The organism is Rhodococcus sp. H36-A4, assembly GCF_027158005.1.
Classification (GTDB): domain Bacteria; phylum Actinomycetota; class Actinomycetes; order Mycobacteriales; family Mycobacteriaceae; genus Rhodococcoides.
In genome coordinates this window covers 16,643-43,431 of the sequence record NZ_JAPVLQ010000004.1, presented here as the reverse complement: position 1 = coordinate 43,431, position 26,789 = coordinate 16,643, and the positions used below count along the sequence as shown (strand labels likewise).

General features: G+C 61.7%; 21 protein-coding genes. 13 read left to right on the top strand and 8 right to left on the bottom strand.

The window, feature by feature from the left end:
- Window positions 1–52: 52 nt before the first annotated feature.
- On the top strand, window positions 53–1,531 hold the full coding sequence (gene rpsA, locus O1W68_RS12025) for a 30S ribosomal protein S1 (protein WP_084346524.1): 1,479 nt from the start codon (window positions 53–55) through the stop codon (window positions 1,529–1,531).
- A 175-nt stretch (window positions 1,532–1,706) separates the two neighbouring features.
- Here rpsA and O1W68_RS12020 read toward each other — a convergent pair whose 3' ends face one another.
- Window positions 1,707–1,916, bottom strand: a complete 210-nt coding sequence (locus O1W68_RS12020; protein WP_269303839.1) for a hypothetical protein — start codon at window positions 1,914–1,916, stop codon at window positions 1,707–1,709.
- A gap of 131 nt (window positions 1,917–2,047) precedes the next feature.
- On the opposite strand from O1W68_RS12020, the gene coaE reads away from it, so the two are divergent.
- Complete coding sequence (gene coaE / locus O1W68_RS12015) at window positions 2,048–3,265, top strand: dephospho-CoA kinase (protein WP_269304483.1); 1,218 nt, start codon at window positions 2,048–2,050, stop codon at window positions 3,263–3,265.
- Here coaE and O1W68_RS12010 read toward each other — a convergent pair.
- On the bottom strand, window positions 3,262–3,774 hold the full coding sequence (locus O1W68_RS12010) for a DUF402 domain-containing protein (protein WP_269304481.1): 513 nt from the start codon (window positions 3,772–3,774) through the stop codon (window positions 3,262–3,264). The genes coaE and O1W68_RS12010 overlap by 4 nt on opposite strands.
- A 127-nt stretch (window positions 3,775–3,901) precedes the next feature.
- Between O1W68_RS12010 and uvrB the strand changes: the two genes are divergently transcribed.
- Window positions 3,902–6,064: an excinuclease ABC subunit UvrB gene (gene uvrB, locus O1W68_RS12005; RefSeq protein WP_084346522.1), complete on the top strand. Its 2,163-nt coding sequence runs from the start codon at window positions 3,902–3,904 to the stop codon at window positions 6,062–6,064.
- A gap of 93 nt (window positions 6,065–6,157) precedes the next feature.
- Window positions 6,158–7,021, top strand: coding sequence for an SCO6745 family protein (locus O1W68_RS12000; protein ID WP_269303838.1), 864 nt, complete (start codon window positions 6,158–6,160; stop codon window positions 7,019–7,021).
- Window positions 7,022–7,034: 13 nt separating this feature from the next.
- Here O1W68_RS12000 and O1W68_RS11995 read toward each other — a convergent pair whose 3' ends face one another.
- Both O1W68_RS11995 and O1W68_RS11990 read right to left on the bottom strand, forming a co-directional pair.
- Window positions 7,035–7,892 carry an ABC transporter permease gene (locus O1W68_RS11995; RefSeq protein WP_269303836.1) on the bottom strand — a complete coding sequence of 286 codons (858 nt, stop codon included), beginning with the start codon at window positions 7,890–7,892 and terminating at the stop codon, window positions 7,035–7,037.
- Window positions 7,889–10,780 (bottom strand): alpha/beta fold hydrolase, encoded by a 2,892-nt coding sequence (locus O1W68_RS11990; protein WP_269303834.1) that lies wholly within the window; start codon window positions 10,778–10,780, stop codon window positions 7,889–7,891. The genes O1W68_RS11995 and O1W68_RS11990 overlap by 4 nt, the downstream gene beginning before the upstream one ends.
- 213 nt (window positions 10,781–10,993) lie before the next feature.
- Between O1W68_RS11990 and O1W68_RS11985 the strand changes: the two genes are divergently transcribed.
- Window positions 10,994–11,446: a universal stress protein gene (locus tag O1W68_RS11985; RefSeq protein ID WP_136172131.1), complete on the top strand. Its 453-nt coding sequence runs from the start codon at window positions 10,994–10,996 to the stop codon at window positions 11,444–11,446.
- 101 nt (window positions 11,447–11,547) lie between these two features.
- On the opposite strand, the gene O1W68_RS11980 is transcribed toward O1W68_RS11985, so the two are convergent.
- The 3 genes from O1W68_RS11980 to O1W68_RS11970 all read right to left on the bottom strand — a co-directional run bounded on the left by O1W68_RS11980 (window position 11,548) and on the right by O1W68_RS11970 (window position 16,030).
- On the bottom strand, window positions 11,548–13,782 hold the full coding sequence (locus O1W68_RS11980) for a HelD family protein (protein ID WP_269304480.1): 2,235 nt from the start codon (window positions 13,780–13,782) through the stop codon (window positions 11,548–11,550).
- Window positions 13,783–13,999: 217 nt separating this feature from the next.
- The gene (locus O1W68_RS11975) at window positions 14,000–15,205 is read right to left on the bottom strand and encodes a DoxX family protein (RefSeq protein ID WP_269303831.1); all 1,206 of its coding nucleotides are present in this window, start codon (window positions 15,203–15,205) and stop codon (window positions 14,000–14,002) included.
- Between the two features lie 135 nt (window positions 15,206–15,340).
- Entirely contained in the window at window positions 15,341–16,030 is a 690-nt protein-coding gene (locus tag O1W68_RS11970; RefSeq protein ID WP_269303829.1) for an MBL fold metallo-hydrolase, read from the bottom strand.
- 197 nt (window positions 16,031–16,227) lie between these two features.
- On the opposite strand from O1W68_RS11970, the gene uvrA reads away from it, so the two are divergent.
- A complete protein-coding gene (uvrA, locus tag O1W68_RS11965) occupies window positions 16,228–19,152 on the top strand; it encodes an excinuclease ABC subunit UvrA (protein ID WP_269303827.1) in 2,925 nt (974 codons plus the stop codon).
- A 70-nt stretch (window positions 19,153–19,222) separates the two neighbouring features.
- Here the strand turns inward: uvrA and O1W68_RS11960 are convergent, their stop codons facing one another.
- Window positions 19,223–19,585: a DUF1844 domain-containing protein gene (locus O1W68_RS11960; RefSeq protein WP_269303825.1), complete on the bottom strand. Its 363-nt coding sequence runs from the start codon at window positions 19,583–19,585 to the stop codon at window positions 19,223–19,225.
- A 454-nt stretch (window positions 19,586–20,039) separates the two neighbouring features.
- Between O1W68_RS11960 and infC the strand changes: the two genes are divergently transcribed.
- The 7 genes from infC (at window position 20,040) to O1W68_RS11925 (ending at window position 26,738) form a co-directional block, all read left to right on the top strand.
- Window positions 20,040–20,816 carry a translation initiation factor IF-3 gene (gene infC / locus O1W68_RS11955; RefSeq protein WP_269303823.1) on the top strand — a complete coding sequence of 259 codons (777 nt, stop codon included), beginning with the start codon at window positions 20,040–20,042 and terminating at the stop codon, window positions 20,814–20,816.
- 106 nt (window positions 20,817–20,922) lie between these two features.
- The gene (gene rpmI, locus O1W68_RS11950) at window positions 20,923–21,117 is read left to right on the top strand and encodes a 50S ribosomal protein L35 (RefSeq protein WP_088945860.1); all 195 of its coding nucleotides are present in this window, start codon (window positions 20,923–20,925) and stop codon (window positions 21,115–21,117) included.
- Between the two features lie 88 nt (window positions 21,118–21,205).
- On the top strand, window positions 21,206–21,595 hold the full coding sequence (gene rplT / locus O1W68_RS11945) for a 50S ribosomal protein L20 (protein ID WP_084346513.1): 390 nt from the start codon (window positions 21,206–21,208) through the stop codon (window positions 21,593–21,595).
- Between the two features lie 38 nt (window positions 21,596–21,633).
- Complete coding sequence (locus O1W68_RS11940; RefSeq protein ID WP_269303819.1) at window positions 21,634–22,440, top strand: TrmH family RNA methyltransferase; 807 nt, start codon at window positions 21,634–21,636, stop codon at window positions 22,438–22,440.
- 72 nt (window positions 22,441–22,512) lie between these two features.
- Window positions 22,513–23,583 (top strand): phenylalanine--tRNA ligase subunit alpha, encoded by a 1,071-nt coding sequence (gene pheS / locus O1W68_RS11935; RefSeq protein WP_269303817.1) that lies wholly within the window; start codon window positions 22,513–22,515, stop codon window positions 23,581–23,583.
- A 74-nt stretch (window positions 23,584–23,657) separates the two neighbouring features.
- Window positions 23,658–26,144 (top strand): phenylalanine--tRNA ligase subunit beta, encoded by a 2,487-nt coding sequence (gene pheT / locus O1W68_RS11930; protein ID WP_269303816.1) that lies wholly within the window; start codon window positions 23,658–23,660, stop codon window positions 26,142–26,144.
- Window positions 26,145–26,204: 60 nt separating this feature from the next.
- Window positions 26,205–26,738, top strand: a complete 534-nt coding sequence (locus tag O1W68_RS11925; protein WP_269303814.1) for a hypothetical protein — start codon at window positions 26,205–26,207, stop codon at window positions 26,736–26,738.
- The last annotated feature ends 51 nt before the right edge of the window (window positions 26,739–26,789 follow it).

Below are 26,789 nucleotides of genomic sequence, written 5' to 3'. Positions count from 1 at the left end.
CCGACCGAACATCCATCAACCGATACCCAACCCGTCCGGAGCAACTCAACACATGCCCTCAACTACAACCTCACCGCAGGTGGCCGTAAACGATATCGGCTCCGCAGAGGATTTCCTCGCGGCGATCGACGCCACGATCAAGTACTTCAACGATGGTGACATTGTCGAAGGCACCATCGTCAAGGTCGATCGTGACGAGGTTCTGCTCGACATCGGTTACAAAACCGAAGGTGTCATTCCTTCCCGTGAGCTCTCCATCAAGCACGACGTCGACCCCAACGAGGTCGTCTCCGTGGGAGATGCGATCGAAGCACTCGTTCTCACCAAGGAGGACAAGGAAGGCCGTTTGATCCTGTCCAAGAAGCGAGCTCAGTACGAGCGCGCTTGGGGCACGATCGAAGAGCTCAAGGAGAAGGACGAGGCCGTCAAGGGCACCGTCATCGAGGTCGTCAAGGGTGGACTCATCCTCGACATCGGTCTCCGTGGCTTCCTTCCCGCCTCGCTCGTCGAGATGCGTCGTGTCCGCGACCTCCAGCCGTACGTCGGCAAGGAGATCGAGGCCAAGATCATCGAGCTCGACAAGAACCGCAACAACGTGGTCCTGTCGCGCCGCGCATGGCTCGAGCAGACTCAGTCCGAGGTTCGCAGCGAGTTCCTGCACCAGCTCCAGAAGGGGCAGGTCCGCAAGGGCGTCGTCTCCTCGATCGTCAACTTCGGTGCATTCGTGGACCTGGGCGGCGTCGACGGACTCGTGCACGTGTCCGAGCTTTCCTGGAAGCACATCGATCACCCGTCCGAGGTTGTCGAGGTCGGCACCGAGGTCACCGTCGAGGTTCTCGACGTCGACCTGGACCGCGAGCGCGTTTCTCTCTCGCTCAAGGCGACTCAGGAAGATCCGTGGCGCCAGTTCGCTCGCACACACGCGATCGGTCAGATCGTTCCCGGTAAGGTCACCAAGCTCGTTCCGTTCGGTGCGTTCGTTCGCGTCGAAGAGGGCATCGAGGGTCTCGTGCACATCTCCGAGTTGGCCGAGCGCCACGTGGAGGTTCCGGACCAGGTCGTGGGTGTCGGCGACGACGCACTCGTCAAGGTCATCGACATCGATCTCGAGCGTCGTCGGATCTCGTTGAGCCTCAAGCAGGCCAACGAGGACTACGCAGAAGAGTTCGATCCGTCCAAGTACGGCATGGCCGACTCGTACGACGAGGGTGGCAACTACATCTTCCCCGAAGGCTTCGACTCCGAGACCAACGAATGGCTCGAAGGTTACGAGAAGCAGCGTGAAGAGTGGGAAGGCCGCTACGCCGAGGCTGAGCGTCGTCACAAGATGCACACCGCTCAGATGGAGAAGACAGCCAAGGACGAAGCTGCCGAGGCTGCCAACACCAACTACTCCTCGGAGTCGGGCCAGGCCCCTGCCGAAGCAGAAGGCGATGCTCCCGCAGCATCGGCTCCGGCTTCGACCGGTGGATCGCTTGCCAGCGACGCACAGCTTGCTGCGCTGCGCGAGAAGCTGTCTGGCAACGCCTGATAAAAGTAGTCCACCCGTAAGGGTGTGAGAGTATGCCCCGGTTCTGTACTTCAGAGCCGGGGCATTTCTTCGTTGATGGCGCGGGTCGAGTTACATCGGGACCCGGTATGCGCACGCAAAAATAGACCCGATCCGGGTGGATTCGGGCCCATTTTCGAATTCGATGGGGTCTGGCTCAGCCTGCGACGGCGGGACTCCACTGACCGACGGTGGACGTCCGCTTGCGCATGGTGGCGAAGCTGTGTCGAGCAGGGCTCAGCAACGTGGTGAACCAGTTTCGCCGATGATCAGCCAACGCCAGGGCAATCTCGGGAATGAGCACGCAGTGAACACCCAAGTCCGTGCCGAGACGGTGCCGACCCTGGTGGATCTGATTGCTTCGCATCGAAGGGTCCTTTTCGCTAGCAGTGGGTCGGCAGATATTTATCTCGCACGTCGAAGATAACGGACATGACGGTAAAGCTGGTGCATTTGGGGCTGGTGTGCTTCGGCGTGTTCGGTGACAGACTGGACACCATGTTGAGACTCGGCCTCACCGGAGGCATCGGAGCAGGGAAGTCCACAGTGTCGAAGATTCTCGCCGGGCTCGGTGGTGTTTTGGTAGACGCCGACGTGATCGCGAGAGAAGTAGTCGAGCCAGGGACTGAGGGCCTGGCGCAACTCGTCGACACCTTCGGCGAGGACATTCTCGGGCCGGACGGATCACTCGACCGTGCTGCACTCGCGGCCAAGGCATTTCGCGACGACGAATCGCGAGGGAAACTGAATGCGATCGTCCACCCTCTGGTGGGGCAGCGAACCTCCGAACTCGTCGAGGGTGCACCCGAGGACGCAGTGATCGTTCAGGACATTCCGCTGTTGGTCGAGGGCAAGATGGGTGCGCTGTTCCATCTCGTTGCTGTGGTCTACGTCGACTCGGAAGAGCGTGTGAATCGTTTGGTCGGGCAACGGAAGATGCTCGAGCAGGACGTCCGGGCACGAATCGCGGCCCAGGCGACCGATGATGCACGACGTGCCGCGGCCGACGTATGGATAGACAACAGTGGTGCGCCCGGTGACATCGAAGATGTGGCGCGCCGCCTGTGGTTCGACCGGCTCGTACCGTTCGAACGCAACATCAGTGAGGGCACCGTCGTTACTACCCATCCGACCCTCGCGGCATCGGATCCAACATGGGCGGACCAGGCAGGAAGGTTGTTGGCCCGCATTGCTGTCGCCTGTGGAAGTGCAGCCGTAAGAATCGATCACATCGGATCGACAGCTGTTGCCGATATGGAAGCAGTCGACACCATCGACATCCAGATCACGGTCACCAGCCTGGGTATCGCCGACTCGCTGACAGAACCGTTGCACCGGATCGGCTTTCCTCGCATCCAGCACATCGAATCGGACGATCCAAAGCCCGCGTACGGCATCGGGGGAGAAGCAGATCCTGCGGTGTGGGGCATGCGATTTCATGGAGCTGCCGATCCGGGCCGAACGGCCAACATCTACATCAGGGTCGACGGCTGGCCGGCTCAGCAGTTCGCGCTCGTATTTCGCGATTGGCTCCGCGCTGATTCTGCGGCCGCTGCCGAATACCTCGATATCAAGAGAAGAGCAGCCGCAGCCGCCGAGGGGATTGCCGACGATCAGGAAGCTGTCACCGCGTACACGGATTCGAAGGCGCCATGGTTCGATCGCGCCTACGTTCGTGCGTGGGAATGGGCCGAAAAAACCGGTTGGCAGGCCTAACGGGCAGCTTGCGGGCGCCACGCGGTCGGCATCCCGATCGATGCCAACCACGCGTCCAGGTCGTAGTCGAACCGAGCAAGTCCATCGATGGCCGTCACGGCACGGTGCATCGCAAGCTCAGCCGTTTCCGCGTCGAGGTGATGCTCCACGCGTGCCTGCAAGAGTTCGTCCGCGTCGAGGAGGTCGAATCCGCGCCCGGTTCTCACCGTGATGTCGAGGTAATGGTCGGTCGACGTCCAGATGTGCGGCGCAGCGACGAATTCACCGATGTCGACATAGTAATTTTGATCACGTCGGTGACCCGGTAGGTAGTGAAATATCGATGCACGTATTCCGAGGCTCGGGAGCAACCAGGACTGCAGATAGTCGAACTGGGGATGGTCGGACGGCCTGGCCATGTACAGACCCCAAGGCTCGGCCCGGTACTCGTCAACGGGGCGAACGAAGCCCTTGGGGTCGGTGTTCGTCGACGCGTCGAGGTCGAAGTATTCGACTTTGGGAGCGTGCACGTGCACTCGAGTAGCCTCTGCGGCGTGTCCGTCCATGACTGACCAAGTTACCCGGTCGGTTCGAATCTGCACGGTCGAACGCAACATCGCCTCGAACGTGTCAGTGGTCGCGTCTAACCTGTAAGGCATGGCCTTTGCATCCGAACATCCCGTGGTGGCTCACTCGGACTTCCGCCCCGTCGGAGACATCGAACGCACGGGGCCCGCATTCGAGGTCGTCAGTGAGTACGAGCCGGCTGGAGACCAGCCGGCCGCCATTGCCGAGCTCGAGCGCCGGATCAGGGCCGACGAGAAGGACATCGTGTTGCTCGGTGCCACCGGTACCGGTAAGTCTGCAACGACGGCGTGGCTCATCGAGAAGCTGCAACGCCCCACGTTGGTGATGGCCCCGAACAAAACCTTGGCCGCACAGCTCGCCAACGAGCTACGAGACATGCTTCCCAACAACTCGGTCGAGTATTTCGTGTCGTACTACGACTACTACCAACCCGAGGCGTACATCGCTCAGACGGATACCTACATCGAGAAGGATTCCTCGGTGAACGACGACGTCGAGCGCTTGCGGCACTCTGCCACGGCCAGCTTGCTCTCGCGGCGCGACGTCGTGGTTGTCGCGTCGGTTTCCTGTATCTACGGTCTGGGCACTCCGCAGTCTTACGTAGATCGGTCCATCGAGCTGCAGGTAGGTGTCGAAGTTCCGCGCGATGCTCTGTTGAGGCTTCTGGTGGATGTGCAGTACACCCGCAACGACATGGCCTTCACTCGTGGTTCGTTCCGGGTTCGAGGTGACACGGTCGAGATCATTCCCTCGTACGAGGAATTGGCGATTCGGATCGAGTTCTTCGGAGACGAGATCGAGGCGCTGTACTACCTGCACCCTTTGACCGGTGATGTCGTCCGTCAGGTGGACTCCGTCCGGATCTTCCCTGCCACGCACTACGTTGCAGGCCCGGAGCGTATGGAGAAGGCAGTCAAGAACATCGAGGCGGAACTCGAGGATCGGCTCGCCGAGCTGGAGGGCAAGGGCAAGCTGCTCGAAGCTCAGCGACTGCGCATGCGCACTCAGTACGACCTCGAGATGATCAAACAGGTTGGTTTCTGTTCCGGTATCGAGAACTATTCACGGCACATCGACGGCAGAGGCCCAGGCACAGCGCCCGCGACGCTCATCGACTATTTTCCCGAGGATTTTCTCATGGTGATCGACGAATCCCATGTGACCGTTCCCCAGATCGGTGCGATGTACGAGGGCGATATGTCCCGCAAACGCAACCTGGTCGAATTCGGTTTCCGGTTACCGTCGGCGACGGACAACCGGCCATTGACGTGGGAAGAATTCACTCAGCGGATCGGGCAAACCGTGTATCTGTCGGCGACGCCGGGCAAGTACGAACTGGGGCAGACCGGTGGAGAATTCGTCGAACAGGTCATTCGTCCCACCGGGCTCATCGATCCCGCGGTGGTCGTCAAGCCGACCAAGGGTCAGATCGACGATCTCGTTCACGAGATTCGCATTCGTGCAGACAAGAACGAGCGCATCTTGGTCACCACACTGACGAAGAAGATGTCCGAGGACCTCACTGACTATTTGCTCGAGCTCGGCATCAGAGTCCGATACCTTCACTCCGACATCGACACTCTGCGAAGAGTGGAGTTGCTACGCCAACTGCGGCTCGGGGAGTACGACGTTCTGGTCGGTATCAACCTCCTACGTGAGGGGCTCGATCTGCCGGAGGTGTCACTCGTTTCGATTCTCGACGCGGACAAGGAAGGCTTCCTCCGTAGCGGCACCAGTTTGATTCAGACAATTGGCCGCGCGGCTCGTAATGTGTCCGGCGAGGTTCACATGTACGCGGACAAGATGACGGATTCGATGAAGTACGCCATCGAGGAAACCGATCGTCGCCGCGAGAAGCAGGTGGCATACAACAAGGAAAAGGGCGTCGATCCGCAACCACTTCGAAAGAAGATCGCGGACATCCTCGATCAGGTGTACGAGGAGGCCGACGACACCGACGAGTCGGTGGAAGTGGGTGGTTCCGGGCGTAATTCGAGTCGGGGTCGTCGGGCCCAAGGCGAGAAGGGGCGCGCCGTCAGTTCCGGCGTATACGAGGGGCAGGACGTCAAGTCGATGCCGCGGGCCGAGCTGGCAGCCCTGGTGAAGAACCTCACCGACCAGATGATGAATGCGGCCCGCGAGTTGCAGTTCGAGCTTGCAGGCAGGCTGCGCGACGAAATTCAGGACCTGAAGAAGGAATTACGCGGGATGGACGCAGCGGGTCTGAAGTAACGCGAATCCGGCCATGCGGTAGCCAACACGCCGCGACCATGCCCTAGTAACGCGCCGCAACGAAGGGTCTGGGCGTTCGCTACGGTTTAGGACATGGACGCATCCACTGCCGGCCGGAGTGCTCGCGCACTCGAACTTCTTCATTCGGTGGCGTACTTCGTCCCAGAGACTCAGGACGGGCTGGTGGAAGCGGGCCTGGCTGGGCGTGCCTGCTATTTCGCTGGACGTGCTGCGCCACTGGGCGCGGTGGGGGCTGGAGTCGTGACAGCTACTTTCTACAATTTCAACCGTGAGCTGATTGCACCGTTGATTCCCGCTGCGTGGTCGATATGTGCCCCGGAGAAGATCATGCAGATCCGCTATCGCGCGTTGGACGCCGCCTTCACCAGGCTTCTGAGTGCCGACGTTAACTCTTCACACGAGATGAACGAAGCTGCCGAACTTGCTTCGATAGCTGCTCGCGGAATTCCCGGGGACGATGGACGACCGCTGTATTCCGCGTACGCCGAGCTCGAATGGCCTACGGCACCGCACCTCGTTCTGTGGCATGCGCTGACGCTGCTTCGCGAGCACCGAGGGGACGGTCATATCGCCGCCCTGCAGACCGCCGAATTGAACGGCATCGAAGCCTTGATCACCCACACCGCAACCGGGTACGGCTTCGAAAAGGAGTTCGCGCGTAAGCGTCGTGGCTGGTCCGTCGAGCAGTGGGACGAGGCCGTGGAGGCACTTGCCGACCGTGAAATCCTCGACACGGACGGTGCTTTGACCGAGCACGGGCAGGACATTCGCACCCTTGTCGAGGACATCACGGACGATCTGGCGCTCGCTCCGTGGGCTTCGTTGGGTGAAGACGGCGCCGCACGTCTGGTAGAGCTCGCGTCGCCATGGCGAGACGCACTTCTCGCTCAGAACGTGTTCCCGGACGGCATGTTCGGGACGGCCGTCAAAAAATAGCGAGTCGTTCAGGTCAGCTGGTGATGTCCTTGGAGGCGAACACCCGCCAGGCGATCACGCCGAAGACGGCCGCGTAGGCAAGCGCGGAGAACGATCCGACGAACATGTCGTTCCAGCTGATCGTCGGTTGCAGCGCATCGGTCCACGAATTTGCGTAGTGCCCGGGCAGATAGTTGCGAAGCGAACCGAGCGCAGTGATCTGGTCCAAAATCTGTAACAGAATCGATGTCATCACTGCTCCGCCGACCGCGCCGAGTGGCGCATCGGTCAGAACCGAAAGAAGCATCGCCAGGCCCGCCACCCACAATAGGTTGACTCCGATATACGCCACAGCAATGGCAAGTCGACCGAGTGCGTCGACGTAGGGCAGTCCGTCACCGAATGGGGTGACGAGTGGTTCTGCGCCGTAGAGCGCGGTGCCCAGAATCAGCGATACGAGAACCAGAACGACTACGGCGGCGATGGACAACGTCGCCGACACCAGAGCTTTTTGCACGAGAAGCCGGGTGCGCGGCACCGGAATGGCGAGCAGATATCGCAGCGAGGACCAGGACGCTTCGCTCGCGACGGAGTCTCCGAAGAACAACGAGACGACGACGATGAGCAGAAACCCGACCGACATGAACAGTGCGAACACTGTGAAGTTGACACCGCCCCGGGTCCCGAGTTCTATCAGGCCACCCGTGTCGGAATCGCCCGAGGAACTTCCGACGGCGAATGCGATTGCCAGGATCACCGGCAACAGCGCAAGAAATCCGATAGCAAATTGTGTGCGGCGCCGACCGAACTGTCGACGCAATTCGGTGCGGAAAGGAAGGGTCTTGCCCGCGTGATATCCGGGCGCCCGCCCGTCTGTGTGCGTCGTACTCATTCGTGTTCTTTCGTCGATACGGTTCCACTGGCTTCAGCGTCGATTTCGGCTAGCTGTGTCAGGTGTTCGGTGTCGCGATGTACCAGATCGAGGAAGACATCTTCGAGCCTCGTGGACTGGGCGAGCCCGCGTACTTCGAGGCCGGCGTCGAAGAGTGCCCTGATCACGATCGCGGGATCGATGCTTCCGATGTCCACACGGACCACCGACTCGTCGACGACGGTCGGCGAACACCCCAGACCGCTCAGCACTGCCGATGCCTTCTCCGCGTCGTCGACTCGTACTTCGGTCATTCCGCCTGCAGCAGTCAGTTCCCGGACAGTGCCCGAGCTGATGACCGACCCACGGTTCATCACTACGACGTGCGTACAGGTCTGCTCCACCTCGGCCAGCAGGTGACTCGAGACCAAGACGGTCCGGCCGGTCTTGGCGTAGTTGATCAGAACCTCACGCATGGTGCGGATCTGTGGTGGATCGAGACCGTTGGTGGGTTCGTCGAGGACCATCAAGTCCGGCAGCCCCAGCATTGCTTGCGCAATCGCCAGGCGTTGGCGCATCCCTTGGCTGTACGACTTGACCTTCCGTTCGACCGCGGTGCCGAGGTCGGCGATCTCCAATGCTTCTTCGAGGTGTGCGTCTTCGAGTGGACGGCCGGTGGCCTGCCAGTACAGGCGCAGGTTTTCGGTGCCACTCAGGTGGGGGAGAAACCCAGAACCCTCGACGAACGACCCCAGCCTCGACAAGACTGGGGCGCCGGGCGAGACCTTGTGCCCGAAGACCCGGATGTCGCCGCTCGTCGGGGTGATCAGACCCATGAGCATCCGCAGGGTGGTTGTCTTGCCTGCTCCGTTCGGGCCGAGCAGGCCGAGCACCTGCCCCTGACGGACTTCGAAACTGACGTTGTCGACGGCCTTGAATCCGTTGGAGTACGTTTTGGCCAAATCGGTGATCACCAGTGGGGTGTCGATGAGATCTTCGTCCACTTCGGCGATCAAGCGTCTGCGTGATCGAATGATGTTGACCGCGATCAATGCACCCAGTGCGGCGACGATGACGCCGATACCGACGATCGGGCCGAGTGGAACGGTACTCGTGCCGCTCGCCACCCCCGCCACGGTCGGCACTCGTAGCGTCGAATCGTCCAGTGCAACAACGAACTGCGCCGGCTCGAGGGGAACTGCGTATGCCTGGTCGGTAGTGGACACCGACACTTCGACGTGATGTCCCTCGGGGACTACATAACTGATGCCGGGCAGAACGACCGACACCGGAACGGGACCCGAATCGACGGTGTTCGGTAGTCGCACCGGGGCGACCGCGCCGCCGGGAAGGGTGCGCTTGCCGTCGGGGCCGACGTCGTACAGCTTGACGAACAGGACCGCCTGCTGTGGTTGCGCGAATGCTCCGATCCGTAGGTCGATGCGGGATGCGCCCGTGATGGTGAGCGGTTCGGTCAGTGGATCGCCTGTGAAGGTTGCAGCTTGGCCGGAGAGGTCCGCGGACAGCTGCGAACCAGCTGAGGTGGCGCCCAACGTGGCCAGCACCGAACCAAGGCCCGGAACGGAAGAGATCGCGGATGGGGACGCCCCTGGCGGTCTGATGATGGTTTGCTCGTCCGGGGCTCCCGATTGCTCCGAGATGGACGAGGTGGGACCCGAGGGTCGCAGCTCGACGGGCACTTCTGTGGTTGCGCTCGGCGCGCCTGCGGCGTCGGAACCGGAAAGCCCGGGGTATTCCGGCGCTGTCATTCTGCGCCCGCGAGTTCGATTCTGTTCGATCGCAGGGGTCTGGAGCGAATAGACGAACGGACGCGGCTGATCTGCAACATCGACGGTTGTATCCGACATCAGTTGTGTACGAAGGAAATCCTTCATTGTGTTCTCGGCGCCGCCACTTGTTCCACCGTCGTCGTGACCGCCGTTGAACCAGCGAACTTGGACATCACCACCGGCGTCGGAGATCTGCCTCGCCGTGGTGTCGGACTGATCCAGCCCGAACAGGGTGTCCTGCATGCCCTGTACCAGGAGCGTCGGTGCCTTGATGTTCGACGCGACGGCCGCGGGGGAGTGCGCCGTCAGTAGCGCTGACAATTCCGGCGATGGCTCACCGGTGACCGCCGATTGCGCGTATGCGGAACAGAACTCGGATGCGAACCGCCCGCATCCCGCTGCTGCGCCGGGCTCACTGCCTCCAGGGCGCGAGGCTGCTCCAGCTCCGAAGAAGACTCCTGCCCATCCGCGTTTGAGTACTCCCTGTCCGCCGTAGACCGTAGCCGCAGGAGTTTTCGATGCATCCAAGCGAGCGCGGTCGTCGTCGTTCGTGACGCCGTAATTGGGGAACAGTGCTTGCCCCAGGTCGTTCCAGGTGATGGCCGACGCGACTGCGTCGATCCGCTCGTCGGTTCCGGCAAGGCTCAACGCCAGTGCGCCACCGTAGGAGCCGCCGGCGACACCGACGCGGGGATCGCCGGGTCCGTCTAGTCGGACTTCGGGTCGACTCGAGAGCCAATCCACCAGCCCGCGGCCGTCCGCGACCTCCCGATCGGGGTCATTGATCGATATCGAGCCTGTACTCAGTCCGAAACCGCGAGCGCTGTAGGTCAACACCGTGAACCCGTCGTCGGCGAGCGCTCGTGCCTGTCCGTCGACGGAGAATTTGTCGCCGCCGAATCCGTGGGCGAGAAGGACAGCAGGGGCCGGGGTTGTCCGAGGTACGTAGAGGCGTGTGTCGAGTGCCACGGTCTCGGTACTCCCCGGACTCTCCGGTAGCGTCACCGTGGTATCGACGGTGGTCGACTCATTGTCTGCGCTGGGGGAGCGGGTGACGAAGTAGACCGAGACACCTGCAACCAGTATCACCAGAAGGATCGCAAAGGTGGAGGTCTTCACAGACCGTCTCGGCCAAGGGGTGCGCATACAAGCCAATGTAGGTGAGACCGCGAGATCGTGTTGTCGGCGATCTCCGCATGACGACTGACAGTTACCGATAGTGTCATCGCAACGATCTTCGAGGCCCGGCATGTCGAGCCTTGTAGAGATTCATGAAACAGCGGACGAAAGCGTCACGAATATGTGTGACACAACCTACAACTGGAGGAATGAATGAGTGCCTACCGCACCGTCGTCGTCGGAACCGATGGCTCCGAATCGTCTTTGCGGGCTGTGGAGAAAGCCGCCGCGTTGGCGGGTGACGCCGACGCGACACTCGTGATCGCGTGCGCCTACTACCCGTCGGATCCGAAGGACAACGCCAAGGCAGCCGATGCCCTTCGCGAAGACGCCTACCAGATCACCGGCTCTGCACCCACCCATGACATTCTTCGCACCGCTCGCGAGCACGCGATCAAATTCGGCGCCAAGAAGATCGACGAGCGAGCGATCGTCGGGGCCCCCGTCGAATCGCTGCTGGAATTGGTCGGCGACGTCGAAGCCGACCTTCTGGTCGTCGGTAATCGCGGGCTCAACTCTTTGACGGGCCGTCTACTCGGATCTGTTCCGTCCGACGCCGCACGCAAATCCACGTGCGACGTGCTTATCGTTCACACGGTTCGCTGAGCAGCCTGTCGCTGTTCGACGACTTCGCTTTTCGACGACTATGGCAGCCGACCCGTTGTGGGTCGGCTGCCATAGTCGTTCCCGTTTGCCTCGCTGCCGTTTCAGTGCGCCGATACGGCGAACGAGGCCAAGCCCGACAGTTCGCTCGGCAACGTCTCGGCATGAACGACGCCCAAGCGTTGCGTCGCACGAGTCAGTGCAACGTACAGGTCGCCCATACCTCGCGGAGACTCCGCGAGGATCTCTGCAGGTTCGACGATGAGCACCGAATCGAATTCGAGTCCCTTCGCATCCTTGACTGTCGAGACGGTCACGAACTCCGATGTCAGATGAGATAACTCGGCGAGAAGTCCGTGCGGCACCAGTACGGCGCTGAGACCGGGTCGCGGGTGCTCGGAAACACGCTCGGTGACAACCTTTACGAGATCGGCGCTCGTGACCTGCTGTGCCCACGGTAGATTGCCCGATTCACGGATCGACCTGGGAACCGACTGAATTGGGTCGATGGCAGCCAACACATCCCGCGCAACGACCATGATCTCCGACGGCGTCCGGTAGTTCACGGTCAACTCGGTGCGCTTCCACCGCTGCGCGACATACGGTTCCAACACTTCGCCCCACGATGTGGTGCCTGCTGGATCTCCGGTTTGGGCGACGTCGCCCACCAAGGTCATCCAGCGGTTGGGGATACGACGCATCACCATTCGCCACGCCATGTCGGACAGCTCCTGAGCTTCGTCGACGATGACATGGCCGTACGTCCAGGTGCGGTCGCCTGCAGCTCGCTCGGCTGTGGTGAGTCGGGCGCCGGAGTCCTGTCTGGCTGCCAGTTGGCTGGCGTCGATCAAGTCGTATGCCATCAGGATCTCAGGGTCCAGTTCGTCTTCCAGGTCCTGAGGTGCCGAGCCTGTCAGAATGTCCAACGCGCCTTGTGCATCGGCAATCTGACTGCGCCACTGCCGATTTGCCCGTTCCCGTTCGGCCGCATCGTCGATTCCGAGCAACTCGGCCAACTCGTCGAGCAGAGGTGCATCTCCCGCGCTGAAACCGCGCCCCACTCGGAACAGGGAGTTCCGTTCGGCCTGCGACAGATCCGGGGTCGCAGATTCGATCCTCTCCGGGGATGCGAACAGTTCCAGCAGAACTTGCTGCGGTGACAGGTCCGGCCACAGTGCGTCGATAGCTGCCATTACCTCGGCGTCTTCACGCATTTCGTCGCGCATGTCGGCAATATCATCGCGGCTGAGTAGACTTCCACCGTCGACGAGGTTCTCGCCCAGAGTTGCCGCGAGCTGTTGTGCAAGTCCGTCGATCGCCGAGGACACGAACAGCGGTCGCGCCAAGTTGTGTGGTCGTCGCGAGGATCGTGCGCGTCCGCGAGCCCGGGAGACGATTTTCTTGTCGAGGACGATGTCGTAGGTGTCGAAGCGTAAGCGCGTCGGCTCCGCCGGAATCTCTTGGCGATCGCGCACTGCCTTGGTCAGAACGGCGACCATCGAGGTCGAGCCCTTTACCTCGGCTGCGGTGATCGAATCCTCCACCGTGGACCTCACGCCCGGATACAGATTTCCGACCGTCGACAACAGGACACCGGTTTCGCCGAGCGAGGGTAATACCTGGCCGATGTAGTCGAGGAACGTTGCGTTCGGACCGATGATGAGAACGCCACTCTTCGTCAACTGCTGTCGATAGGTGTACAGCAGGTAAGCGGCACGGTGCAGGGCTACGGCCGTTTTGCCGGTACCTGGACCGCCCTGTACGACGAGCACACTGCGGTGCTCTGATCGAATGATTGCGTCCTGCTCGCTCTGGATGGTCTCGACGATGTCGTTCATATGCCCGGTACGTGCCGCTTCGAGTGCGGACAACAGCGCGCTCTCACCTGCAACTCCGGTCGCGGTCGCGTCGCGTCGCGCGTGCTGGGCCGCCTCCAGATCGAGGTACTCGTCGGCGATCGAGGTGACGCGACGACTGCGGGTGCGGATGTGCCTGCGGCGAACTATGTCCTCGGGAGCAGCGGGCGTCGCAAGATAGAACGGACGGGCCATCGGTGCACGCCAGTCGAGCAGAAGCGACTCGTAATCGTTTGCCTCGTCCAGAATTCCCACCCGACCGATGTAGCGGACACCATCCTCCTCGGATTGTGGTGCGAGGTCGATGCGGCCGAAGCAGAGTCCGTTTTCGGCGGCGTCGTACTTTGCGATGTCGTCGTTGTACATCTGGCTGAACGATTCGCGCTCACTGCGAGCCTGCGGGGTTCCGCCGGTTGCCAGGAGTACTGCACTGAGCCGTGTCCTTGCGTACTGACGGAGCGCGTCCAACTGGTTGTAAAGCATCGTGACGTATGTCTGCTCACGATCCTGGTCGGACAGGGTGTCTTCTTCTGACTTGTCGGCGATTGTGGGGCCGTCGTCCGGCAAAGGGTCTCCTCGGGAGTTCGGCAGCGAAATTTCGGTGAATCGAAATTCGCCCAAGAAGTCTACGACAAAAAAGGACCCCGCCGCAGAACCGCAGTTCAGGACGGGGCCCTTTTCGATCAGCCTGTCGAATTGGCTACTTGGAGTACTTCTGAACGCGCTTGTCCAGCTCTTTCCGAGTCTTCTCGACCTTCTTCGCGAGCTTGGCCTGAGCCTTCTCGGTTGCCTTGTCGAACTCCCGGCTCTGCTGTGCTGCGCGCTTGCGGGCGCGCTTGCTGAGTGTTTCTGTCCGATCGGCGGCGACGTCGGCCCACTTACTGCCGCGGTCCTGTGCTAGTTCGGCAAATTCCGATGCCCGCTCAGTGGCAAGATTGGCCCACTTGGTGCCGCGATCTTGGGCAAGCTCGGCCAAAACTGCACCGCGCTCGGCTGCCGTATCGGCGAGCTTCGAACTCCGGTCGGATGTTTTGTCGGCGAGCTTGGATCCGCGCTTCTGTGCGACCTTTGCGAGCTCGGTGCCCCGGTCGGCTGTCTTGTCGGCAAGCTTGGATCCGCGCTTCTGTGCGACCTTCGCCAGCTCGGAACCACGGTCTTCAGCCTTGTGCGCCCAGCGAGAGAGGACCGGCTGCGCGGCGTCGGCGAGTTCCGAGCCCTTTTCCGCTGCGACGTCGGCCCACTTGGATACGACGGGCTGTGCGGCGTCGGCGAGTTCCGAGCCCTTTTCCGTAGCGACGTCGGCCCACTTGGATACGACGGGTTGTGCCGCGTCGGCGAAGTGCGAGCCACGCGTCGCAGCGACCGAAGCCAACTCTTTCACTCGGTCGGAAGCGCTACCGAGTCGGTCTGCGGTGTCATGGGAGCCGGGCAGCGCGGACTGAACGGATTCGGACGCCTTACGTGCGGCACGGCGACCCCGCCACGCCAAGGATGGCTTGCCCTCGGTGTCGACCGCAGCGATGAGCAGGCCGCCCAGCAGGCTGACGTTCTTGAAGAACTGAGTGCGCTGCGCAGCTTTGGCAGCGGGATCGGTCTCGTTCCAGAAGGCATGGCCGACGTATGTCGTCGGAATCAATGTGCCCGCCAGTGCGAGTGAGGCGATCCGCGGTGCTTTACCGGTGGCAAGCAACAGACCGCCGCCGACCTGAATCGCTCCGTTGATCCGGACCAGGGTCTCAGGATCGCTGGGGAGATTCGAAGTGACGCTGTCCGGCAACGCGTCCTGGCCCTGTTCGATCAGCGGTGTGGCGGCTTGCGCCCTGCCTGTTGGGTTCCGGAGCGCGTCGATGCCCCCCGCGATGAAGATGGTCGACATCAGCGGTCGGGCGATACGGCGGACAAGCATTGACAGCCTCCTGCGTAGTTCGTGAGTGAACGAAGATGTTCTACGCGGCGCAGCACAGGAGTATGCCCCCATACCGACCACGTTGTTCCAGCGTAGTCATACCCAGGCTTCGTAGGTTTCAAGCGTGACGGTGTTTCACCATCCGCGTTCTCGCCATTCGCCGAGGTGAGGGCGTTCGGCACCGAGTGTCGTGTCCTTGCCGTGGCCTGGGTAGACGATGGCATCGTCACCGAACCGGTCGAACAGCTTCGTGCTCACGTCGTCGAGAAGTTGGACGAAGTTCGCGGGCCCCGACGTCTTTCCGACACCGCCTGGAAAGAGCGAGTCACCGGTGAAGAGGTGAACGAGGCCGTCCTTGGCGTCGGTGTGAGCCAATGCGATCGACCCAGGCGTATGCCCACGCAGATGGATGACATCGAACGTGAGTTCACCCACGTCGATGCTGTCTCCGTCTTTCAACAGGCGGTCCGGTGTCACCGGTAGTGGTTCGGCGTCCAAACTGTGTGCAGCAGTCGGCGAGGCGGTGCCTGCTGCGATGTCTTCCAATGCCTGCCAGTGATCACCGTGTTGGTGCGTAGTGACGATGAGTGAAAGTCTTGGCGCGTTCTCGTCGATCAACTGCGCCAGGCGTGGTGCTTCGTTCGCTGCATCGATCAGCATCGATTCCCCGGTGGTGGAACAAACGATGAGATATGCGTTGTTGTCCATGGGGCCGACGGACATCTTGGTGATCGTCCCGTTCGAGATCGTGCGCCGCGCAGGTGCTGATCCTGGGGAGACTGCGCCGGTGTAGTCGTCGTCGATGGCCATAAGGTGCTCGTCCATCTAGGGGACGCTACCGTCGGCGCGACTACAAACCCTGTTCGGCCCTCCGAGTCAGAAGAACGTGTCAGAGGGTCGGCCTAGCATTGCTACTGCGTGAGGTTCGCCCTTACGTATGCATCCATGGAGCGACGGTTCGACTGTTCAGGCCGGTGGTACACGAGCCTGACAGCCTGGTCGTTCGACAAGAAGGGAAGACAGTGGCGGATCGCCTGATAGTGCGGGGTGCGCGTGAACACAACCTGCGAGGGGTCGACATCGATCTGCCTCGGGACAGCCTCATCGTCTTTACAGGCCTCTCGGGTTCAGGCAAATCCTCGCTCGCTTTCGACACGATCTTCGCCGAAGGCCAGCGCCGTTATGTCGAGTCGTTGTCCGCGTATGCGCGCCAGTTTCTGGGACAGATGGACAAGCCGGATGTCGACTTCATCGAGGGATTGTCGCCCGCTGTCTCCATCGATCAGAAGTCGACCAACCGGAATCCGCGGTCGACTGTGGGCACCATCACCGAGGTATACGACTATCTCCGTCTGCTCTTCGCTCGTGCTGGAACGGCCCACTGCCCGGTCTGTGGCGAGAGGATCGCCCGGCAGACCCCTCAGCAGATCGTCGATCAGGTGTTGGCGATGGAAGAGGGGATCAAGTTCCAGGTCCTCGCACCGGTCGTTCGTACCCGTAAGGGTGAGTTCGTAGACCTGTTCGATTCCCTCAATACGCAGGGTTATTCGCGTATTCGTGTCGACGGCGTTGTCCACCAACTCAACGATCCTCCGAAGCTGAAAAAGCAGGAGAAGCACGACATCGAGGTCGTGGTCGACCGACTCACGGTCAAGGCCGGCTCCAAACAGCGTCTAACCGACTCCATCGAGACCGCGTTGCGCCTCGCCGACGGCATCGTGGTCCTCGACTTCGTCGACCGTGAAGAAGATGCCCCTGATCGAGAACGTCGATTCTCCGAGAAGCTCGCATGCCCCAATGCACACCCACTCTCGATCGACGACTTGGAGCCACGGTCCTTCTCGTTCAACTCCCCTTATGGCGCATGTTCCGAATGCCTCGGTCTCGGCGTGCGCAAGGAAGTGGACCCCGAGCTGGTAGTTCCTGATCCGGATCTCTCGCTTGCCGGCGGTGCGATCGCCCCGTGGTCGATGGGCCAGACTTCGGAGTACTTCGGCCGCCTGCTGTCCGGGTTGGCCGACGCCATGGAATTCGACCTCGACGCGCCGTGGAGCAAGCTGCCCGCCAAGGTCAAGCGTGCAGTTCTCGAGGGCAGCGAGCATCAGGTTCACGTCAAGTACAAGAACCGCTACGGTCGCACCCGCTCCTACTATGCAGAGTTCGAAGGCGTCATGCCTTTCTTGCACCGCAGGCTCGAGCAAACCGAGTCCGAACAGATGAAGGAACGCTACGACGGCTACATGCGCGACGTTCCTTGTCCTGCCTGTGGGGGAGACCGGCTGCGTCCGGAGATTCTGTCGGTCACCATCGAAGCGGGCGATTTTGGTGCGAAGTCCATCGCTGACGTCTGCAAGCTATCCATTTCCGAAACTGCCGACTTCTTGAACAGCCTCACGCTGGGATCCAAAGAGGAAGCCATCGCCGGTCAAGTGCTTCGAGAAGTTCAAGCGCGTCTCGGCTTCCTTCTCGACGTCGGTCTCGAATATCTGTCACTGTCCCGCGCAGCGGGCTCGCTTTCCGGCGGGGAAGCACAGCGCATCAGGCTCGCCACCCAAATCGGGTCCGGACTCGTCGGAGTGCTGTATGTGCTCGACGAGCCGTCCATCGGGCTGCATCAGCGCGACAACCGTCGGCTCATCGATACGCTGACCCGGCTTCGCGATCTGGGCAATACCTTGATCGTCGTCGAACACGACGAGGACACAATTCGAACTGCAGACTGGGTCGTCGACATCGGACCGCTCGCCGGTGAACACGGCGGCCGCGTCGTACACAGCGGTTCCTACGAGGATCTACTCACCTCGGAAGAGTCGCTGACGGGCGCATACCTGTCGGGGCGTTTACAGATTCCACTGCCCGATGCGCGACGGGTTGTCGACAAGAAGCGTCAGGTAACAGTTGTGGGTGCTCGGGAGCACAATCTGCGCGGCATCGACGTCAGCTTCCCTCTCGGAGTTCTGACTGCAGTGACAGGCGTGTCGGGTTCGGGAAAGTCGACTCTGGTCAACGACATCTTGGCAACCGTCATGGCCAACAAGCTCAACGGGGCGCGGCAGGTACCGGGCCGTCACACTCGCATCAACGGCTTGGACCAACTCGACAAACTCGTGCGAGTCGATCAGTCACCGATCGGGCGTACGCCGAGGTCTAACGCGGCCACCTACACCGGCGTGTTCGACAAGGTTCGTACCTTGTTTGCATCCACTACCGAGGCGAAGGTTCGTGGCTACCAGCCCGGGAGGTTCTCGTTCAACGTCAAGGGCGGTCGATGCGAGGCGTGCTCCGGCGACGGAACCTTGAAGATCGAGATGAACTTTCTTCCTGACGTCTACGTTCCGTGTGAGGTGTGCGAAGGCGCTCGCTACAACCGAGAGACGCTCGAGGTTCATTACAAGGGGAAGACGATCGCGCAGGTCCTCGATATGCCCATCGAGGAGGCAGCGGACTTCTTCGAAGCCATCACCTCCATCCACCGGTATCTCAAGACGCTCGTCGAGGTCGGTCTCGGATACGTCCGACTCGGCCAGCCCGCCACGACGTTGTCCGGCGGTGAGGCGCAGCGCGTGAAGCTAGCTGCCGAACTCCAGAAGCGGTCGACAGGACGGACCGTCTACATTCTCGATGAACCGACCACCGGCCTGCATTTCGAGGATATTCGGAAGCTGCTCGGCGTGGTCAACGGTCTCGTCGACAAGGGCAACACCGTCATCGTCATCGAGCACAATCTCGATGTCATCAAGGTGTCCGACTGGGTGATCGATATGGGACCAGAAGGCGGCAATGGCGGTGGAATCGTTGTGGCAGAAGGAAATCCAGAGGAAGTAGCAGCAGTTCCGGAAAGCTATACCGGAAAATTCCTGCAGGAGGCGCTGGCCCGTGAGCCCGCGCCGGAGCCAAAGAAGGCGCCGGTAAAGAAACGCCGGCCACGAAAGGCCGCTTCGGTCTGACCGTCCTCAGGGTTGTCCAGACGAAGCGGGCCGAAGGTGGCCGGCGAGTGGAGAAGGCGGAGGAAGCGGATCAGTACACCGGGCCGGTGTACTTCTCTCCGGGGCCTTTGCCTGGCTCGTCAGGATGCGCGGACGCTTCGCGGAATGCCTTCTGTAGCGCCTGAAGCCCTTCGCGGATCGGTCCGGCGTGCGGTCCGAGGTACTCGACCGATGCAGTGACGAGTCCTGCGAGTGCGGTGATGACTCGGCGCGCTTCGTCGAGATCGAGGTAGGGGCTTTCCGACGGGTCCGGCTCGGAGAGGCCGAGCTTCTCGGCTGCGGAGCTCATGAGCATCACGGCGGCGCGGCTGATTACTTCGACAGCGGGAACGTCTGCGAGTTCGCGGACTTCTGGTTCGCGGCTTTCATTGACAGGTTCGGGAGTGCTCGTCATGCTCACGAGGATGGCACGGCGGCGCGAGCCGCTGACATCAGGTGTACCGCGGCAATGCCCACACCGCTCGAATGGTTCATCCATACGATCACTTGAGATTGCCCGCATCGCTTGAATGCTTCATTAACGCTCTCGGCTCGCTCCCGCCGGCGCCGATTTCTCTGAACCCCTGGGTGGCTGGTACTGTTCCTCATCGACCGTCTCCGGCGTGTTCTCTCTCACGAGAGTGCACAGTTCGGAGGCAGCAAGTGGAGCCCGACTCCCACCGGTACCCAGTGTTCAAGCTGGTACCGGTCCGGTCGCCCGCAGTAGCAGAGATGCCGCTCGGGCTTCCTCTTCGGAGGAGACGATATTGCGATGTATGCGGTATTTGTCGATCGGTCGACATCGGGCCCTGCACCAGCGGAATGCTGGAGTAGGGTTTTTTCGTTGTAGGAGAGAGTGTTCTCCGACAATGAGTGTCGAAGGACCCGGGCAGGCGGGCTGTGCCAATGGCGGGCGGTCGCTAGACCCCTCACCGCACTACCTAGGAGGCCCCATCAGCACTGAGACTCGCATCAACGATCGCATTCGTGTTCCCGAGGTTCGTTTAGTCGGACCTGGCGGTGAACAGGTTGGCATCGTGCGTGTTGAAGATGCACTCCGCTTGGCTCTCGAAGCCGATCTCGATCTCGTAGAAGTGGCTCCCGACGCTCGTCCGCCGGTCTGCAAGATCATGGACTACGGGAAGTTCAAGTACGAGGCAGCGCAGAAGGCGCGCGAATCGCGCAAGAACCAGACCCTCACCGTGATCAAGGAGCAGAAGCTCCGCCCGAAGATCGACGCCCACGACTACGAGACCAAGAAGCGCAACGTTGTTCGCTTCCTCGAAGCCGGGTCGAAGGTCAAGGTCACCATTATGTTCCGTGGTCGCGAGCAGTCTCGTCCGGAGCTCGGATTCCGTCTGCTGCAGCGGCTGGGCGCAGACGTTGCAGATCTTGGCTTCGTCGAGACCTCGGCCAAGCAGGACGGTCGCAACATGACGATGGTCTTGGCTCCACACAAGGGTGCCAAGACTCGCGTCAAGGCACAGGAAAGTGCGGCGGCTCCGCCCGCTCAGCGTGCTCCTGCTCCGGCACCCGCCGCTGCAGAGCCGGCACCGACTACTTCGGCTCCGGCTGCTCCGGCACCCGCCGCTGCAGAGCCGGCTCCGACAGATGCTCCGGCAGCAGCAACGCCGCCGAGTAACTAGAGACTGCGCTACCGAACCGTCTACGACCCGTAAGACGTTCTTTGCCGACGAGATCGGCATGGACGTGCCGAGCAAGACCGAAGAGCAACACAGAACTGAGGACTCCATGCCCAAGCAGAAGACTCACAGTGGCGCCAAGAAGCGATTCAAGGTGTCCGGCAGCGGCAAGATCATGCGCCAGAAGGCTGGTCGTCGCCACTTGCTGGAGCACAAGTCCAGCAGGAGAACCCGTCGTCTCGACGGCGTTGCAGTTGTGACCAAGGCCGACGTGCCGCGGATCAAGCGCCTGCTCGGCATCTGATCTGGACTTCGTAGTCGACCGTCTCGGTCGGCGCCATCCCATTACCATTCGGGGTTTCTAGAAGCCCCCAGATCGACAGGATTTACCAGTGGCACGCGTAAAACGGGCGGTCAACGCCCAGAAGAAGCGCCGTTCGATTCTCGAGGCATCCAAGGGATACCGCGGACAGCGCTCACGTCTGTACACCAAGGCCAAGGAGCAGCAGCTCCACTCGCTCACCTATGCATACCGTGACCGTAAGGCACGCAAGGGTGACTTCCGTCGGCTGTGGATCACGCGTATCAACGCAGCAGCTCGCGCCAACGACATCACGTACAACCGCTTGATCCAGGGCCTGAGGCTCGGGGGCGTCGAGGTCGACCGCAAGATCCTCGCCGAGCTCGCTGTGTCGGATGCACCGGCTTTCGCCGGCCTGGTGGCCATCGCCAAGGCTGCACTGCCTGCCGACGTCAACGCTCCTGCTGGAGAAGCAGCCTGAGCAAGCTGACGCACGACGATCTCGATCCTGAACGGCCCGTGGATATGCTCACCGAGCGGACTCCACGGGTCGTTTCGGCTGTGAAGCTATTGCGTGCGTCGGAGCGTCGCAAGTCGGGGCTGTTCCTGGCCGAAGGAACCAATTCGGTGACCGAGGCACTCGGTGCGGGTGTCGTCCGAGAGTTGTTCTATGCGGAGGATTCCGTCGACCGCAACGGCGGCGTTCTCGATGCAGCCCGCAGCGCGGGAATTCGCACCCATGCCATCAGCGCTCGAGCGGCGAAGAGTCTTTCCGACACGGTGACACCGCCCGGGATCGTCGCGGTCTGTCGACTTGTGGATGTTGGCCTCGGCGATGCGCTCGGAGTCGATCCCACTTTGATCGCCGTTCCGGTGGAGGTATCGGAGCCGGGTAACGCTGGCACGGTCATCCGGGTCGCCGACGCTGTCGGTGCCGATGCAGTCGTACTGCTGGGGGACTCGGTCGATCCGCACAACGGCAAGTGTGTCCGAGCGTCGGCAGGGAGTCTTTTTCACTTGCCGATCGCTCGTGAACGCTCGGTCGAACAGGGGCTCGATGCCCTGCGAGCGAGCGGAGTGAAGATTGTTGCCACCGCAGCCGATGGTGAGATCGATCTAGATGATGCCGACGAGCTGCTGAGTGGCCCGACGGCGTGGTTGTTCGGCAACGAAGCTCACGGATTGGACGCGGCTGTGGCGGCTTCGGCCGATCATCGCGTCAGGATTCCCATTCATGGTCGTGCCGAGAGCTTGAACCTCGCCACAGCGGCAGCTATCTGCTTGTACTCGAGTGCCCGCGCTCAGCGCAGGTCCCGCAATAATTGACTCGACCTTCTCGCTTAGGATCGGCAGGGTCGTTCGAACGACATCAACCACCATCAAGGAGTTGCACCTCTCGTGGCGAAGAAAGATGGCGACAACGCCCAGCCTGTCGATCCGAGCGTGCTCGAGGAGTCCGCACTGGGTGCTGCAGTCGACGGTGCGGAGAAGGCATTCGCCGACGTACATGATCTGGACGAGTTGTCGAAGGTGAAGATCGAGCACATCGGCAACCGCGCGCCGCTGGCCCTGGCTCAGCGAGCTCTCGGCTCGATTCCGGGGGATCAGAAGGCTGACGCCGGCAAACGAGTCAAGGTCGCGCGCGATCGTGTGCAGAAGGCGTTCGACGCGCGCCGCGAGGTTCTTCTCGCCGAGCGCGATGCGGCGATTCTCGTGGCGGAGACGATCGACGTGACGTTGCCGTCGAATGTCCGCCCGGTGGGCGCGCGCCACCCCATCACGATCATTTCCGACCAGGTCGCGGATGTTTTCGTCGCAATGGGATGGGAAGTCGAGGAGGGTCCGGAAGTCGAGGCCGAGCATTTCAACTTCGACGCTCTCAACTTCCTGCCTGATCATCCTGCGCGCACCATGCAGGACACGTTCCATATCGCACCTGAGGGTTCACGTCAGGTGCTTCGGACTCATACCTCGCCTGTACAGGTGCGCTCGATGCTGTCGCGCGAGCTGCCGATCTACATTGTCTGCCCAGGTAGAACCTTTCGCACCGACGAGCTCGACTCGACGCACACCCCGGTGTTCCACCAGGTGGAAGGTCTTGCGATCGACAAGGGGCTGACGATGGCTCATCTGCGTGGAACCCTCGACGCGTTTGCGCGAGCACTGTTCGGTGACGAGACGCGCACGCGTATGCGTCCCAACTACTTTCCGTTCACCGAGCCTTCGGCGGAGGTGGACGTGTGGTTCCCGAAGAAGAAGGGCGGAGCCGGCTGGGTGGAATGGGGCGGCTGCGGAATGGTCAATCCTAAGGTTCTTCGTGCCAGCGGGATCGATCCGGAGGTGTACTCGGGATTTGCGTTCGGGATGGGCTTGGAGCGGACTCTGCAGTTCCGCAACGACATTCCCGATATGCGCGACATCGTCGAGGGTGATATTCGTTTCACTTTGCCCTTCGGCGTCGAGGCCTGACGGGACGCAACGTTTCTTTACCGACTGCCCGCGAGGCACCACCGTTTTCGACATGCAGAAAGAGCTGAGCAGACGTGCGAGTTCCACAATCCTGGTTGACCGAGGTTCTACAGCGCACGGCGCCGGAGTGGAAAGTGACGCCGGAAGAACTCGACGAGGGCTTCGTTCGGGTCGGCTTCGAGGTCGAAGAGCTCGACTCGCTCGACCAGGTGACGGGCCCCCTGGTCGTCGGCCGTGTTTCGTCGATCACCGAGTTGACGGAGTTCAAGAAGCCGATTCGGTTCTGTTCGGTGGACGTCGGGGCAGAGAAACCGCAGGAGATCGTGTGCGGGGCTCGTAACTTCGCCGAAGGTGATCTGATCGTCGCCGCGTTGCCGGGCAGCGTGCTTCCGGGTGGCTTCGCTATTGCTGCGCGTGAGACGTACGGCAAAACGTCGAACGGCATGATCTGCTCGACGTCAGAGCTCGGTCTCGGCCGCGATCATTCCGGTATTCTGGTCCTGCCCGAGGGGACTGCTACACCCGGTGACGATGCCAAAGTAGTTCTCGGTCTGGATGATTCGGTCATCGAGCTCAACGTGACGCCGGACCGTGGCTACGCGTTCTCGGTGCGCGGTCTCGCGCGTGAGCTTGCGAGTAGCTTCGATCTCGAATTTGCAGATCCTGCCAGTGGCCCGGTGCAGAACAACGAAGGTGAAGTGTGGCCTGCGACGGTCGAGACCGAGTCGAAAGCCGCTCGGTTTGCGTTGCGGAAGGTCAGCGGGATCGATCCGGCTGCAGTCACGCCGTGGTGGATTCAGCGTCGTCTGCTTCTCGCGGGCGTCCGGCCGATTTCGGCGGCGGTCGATGTGACGAATTACGTTCTGCACGAGCTGGGGCAGCCTTTGCACGCGTTCGACGCCGCGAAGTTGTCGGGTGACATCGTCGTCCGTCGTGCAAAGGCGGGGGAGAAGCTCACGACTCTCGACGACGTCGAGCGAACTCTGGACGCGGAGGATGTCGTCATAGCCGATGATTCTGGTGCGATTTCGCTGGCCGGAGTGATGGGTGGGGCATCGACCGAGGTCGGCGTCGACACCGTCGATGTGATTCTCGAGGCTGCCTCGTTCGATCCTTTGGCGGTGTTTCGGACCGGTAGGCGTCACAAATTGGTGAGCGAGGCCAGCAAGCGTTTCGAGCGGACGGTGGATTCAGCGCTGCCTGTCGCTGCGCTCGATCGTGCCGCTCAGCTGCTCGTGGACATCGCTGGTGGCCGAGTCGAGCCACTCCTGACCGATGTCGGATCAGCAGTGATGTTCCCCCCCGTCCGCATGGATTTCGACCTACCCGACCGCGTCGCCGGGGTGGCGTATCCGAACGGCGTCGCGGCGCGCAGACTCACCCAGGTCGGGTGTGAGGTCGAGGTCGGAGTCAGCGAGTCGGGTCACGGTGAACTCGTCGTGACGCCGCCGACCTGGCGGCCGGATCTGCAGGAACCAGCAGACCTCGTCGAGGAAGTTCTGCGGCTGGAGGGTCTGGAGAAGATTCCGTCCGTATTGCCCTCAGCACCCGCGGGCCGTGGACTGACCCCCGCGCAGAAGCGAAAGCGCGCAGTCGGCAAGTCGCTTGCATTCGCCGGTTACGTCGAGGTGTTGCCGACGGTGTTCCTTCCGACCGGGGTCTTCGATACGTGGGGCCTTCCGGCTGATGATGCGCGTCGACGAACCACCACGGTGCTCAACCCGTTGGAAGCCGATCGGCCGGAACTGGCGTCGACCATTCTTCCCGGCTTGCTCGAGATTCTCGCGCGCAACGTCTCTCGTGGTCAGCGTGATGTGTTGCTGTTCGGAATAGCGCAGGTCGTTCTGCCCGGCGACGACACCGTCACGGTGGAGCCCATTGCCGTCGATACTCGGCCGTCGGACGCGGACATCGCTCACCTTCGTGGGTCACTGCCGGATCAGCCCGTTCATGTCGGTGCGGTCCTTACCGGTCACAGTGTGCCGGCGGGCCCCTGGGGTCCGGGCCGACCAGTGGAGGCGTCGGACGCTTTCGCCGCGGCGAGAACCGTAGCGACTGCAGCGGGGGTCGAGATCGAGTTGAGGGCTGCACAGAAGTTGCCGTGGCATCCGGGGAGGTGCGCGGAGTTGGTTGTCGAGGGCGTCGTAGTGGGTTATGCGGGGGAGTTGCACCCGGCAGTGCTCGAGCGGGCGGAATTGCCTGCGCGTACGTGTGCGGTCGAGATGAATCTTGATGCATTGCCGATCGTCGAGTCGTTCCCGGCGCCGGTGGTCTCTCCGTACCCGGCGGTGATGCAAGATGTCGCTGTTGTGGTTGCCGACACCGTCCCAGCCTCCGAGGTGGAATCGGCGTTGAAGTCCGGCGCGGGTGAATTGCTCGAGGACATTCGGCTCTTCGACGTCTACGAAGGCGAACAGGTCGGCGAGGGGCAAAAGTCGCTGGCTTTTGCGCTCGTCTTCCGCGGTCCGGACGGAACATTGACCGAGGCGCAGGCGTCAGAGGCTCGTGATGCAGCAGTTGCTGCGGCGGGAGACGCAGTCGGAGCACGCTGGCGGAGCTGATACATCCGCTGTCGCTCTTCCGTAGCGTGGGGGCACGGACTCGAGGACAGAGGAGGAATCATGGTCACCGGTAGCGCAGAGGATCGATCCGATGTAGCGGTGTTGCGGGAGGTGCTTGCTTCGGTTGGCGGCCGTCCGGCTCTTGCGCCCGTTCATGCCGCAGCATCGGCGGTACTGGCCGAAATAGTTACGGCCAGTGGTGGTGTCGAGCCGGGCACGGTTCCGCCAGGCGATGTTCCGGACGTCGACGTTCCGGGTTTGACGCGACCGCGAATCGACCAACCGGTCGGTGATCTGCCGGTGGGGATTCTGGATGCAGAAGTTGTCGGTGACAGCGACGGCGCTCAGTCCATCGGGGGAGTGAGCTCTGGTTACTCGGCCCAGGAGTCGCCGACCGGATACAGCGAAGAGGGTGTTCCCACGTGGGACAGCGTTCGGGACAAGGTCGAGCTTCGGACGGGTACCGCGCTGGGCGCCGAGGAACTCGATCACCTCAGCCCGGCTGGTCGTACGCTGGATGAACAGTGGAACGAACGCCAGGAGTCGGGGCGAAAGAAGCTCGAGGAGATCCGGCGGTCGATGAAAGATAGTTGAGCCGACAGTCGCCCCAACTATGAATGAGCTTGCATGATGGTGCATAATCAA

Coding starts and splice junctions, on each gene's coding strand:
- rpsA (WP_084346524.1), top strand. CDS start 53: ATGCCCTCAACTACAACCTCACCGCAGGTGGCCGTAAACGATATCGGC.
- O1W68_RS12020 (WP_269303839.1), bottom strand. CDS start 1,916: ATGCGAAGCAATCAGATCCACCAGGGTCGGCACCGTCTCGGCACGGAC.
- coaE (WP_269304483.1), top strand. CDS start 2,048: ATGTTGAGACTCGGCCTCACCGGAGGCATCGGAGCAGGGAAGTCCACA.
- uvrB (WP_084346522.1), top strand. CDS start 3,902: ATGGCCTTTGCATCCGAACATCCCGTGGTGGCTCACTCGGACTTCCGC.
- O1W68_RS12000 (WP_269303838.1), top strand. CDS start 6,158: ATGGACGCATCCACTGCCGGCCGGAGTGCTCGCGCACTCGAACTTCTT.
- O1W68_RS11995 (WP_269303836.1), bottom strand. CDS start 7,892: ATGAGTACGACGCACACAGACGGGCGGGCGCCCGGATATCACGCGGGC.
- O1W68_RS11985 (WP_136172131.1), top strand. CDS start 10,994: ATGAGTGCCTACCGCACCGTCGTCGTCGGAACCGATGGCTCCGAATCG.
- O1W68_RS11980 (WP_269304480.1), bottom strand. CDS start 13,782: ATGCTTTACAACCAGTTGGACGCGCTCCGTCAGTACGCAAGGACACGG.
- O1W68_RS11975 (WP_269303831.1), bottom strand. CDS start 15,205: ATGCTTGTCCGCCGTATCGCCCGACCGCTGATGTCGACCATCTTCATC.
- O1W68_RS11970 (WP_269303829.1), bottom strand. CDS start 16,030: ATGGACGAGCACCTTATGGCCATCGACGACGACTACACCGGCGCAGTC.
- O1W68_RS11960 (WP_269303825.1), bottom strand. CDS start 19,585: ATGACGAGCACTCCCGAACCTGTCAATGAAAGCCGCGAACCAGAAGTC.
- infC (WP_269303823.1), top strand. CDS start 20,040: ATGAGTGTCGAAGGACCCGGGCAGGCGGGCTGTGCCAATGGCGGGCGG.
- rpmI (WP_088945860.1), top strand. CDS start 20,923: ATGCCCAAGCAGAAGACTCACAGTGGCGCCAAGAAGCGATTCAAGGTG.
- O1W68_RS11925 (WP_269303814.1), top strand. CDS start 26,205: ATGGTCACCGGTAGCGCAGAGGATCGATCCGATGTAGCGGTGTTGCGG.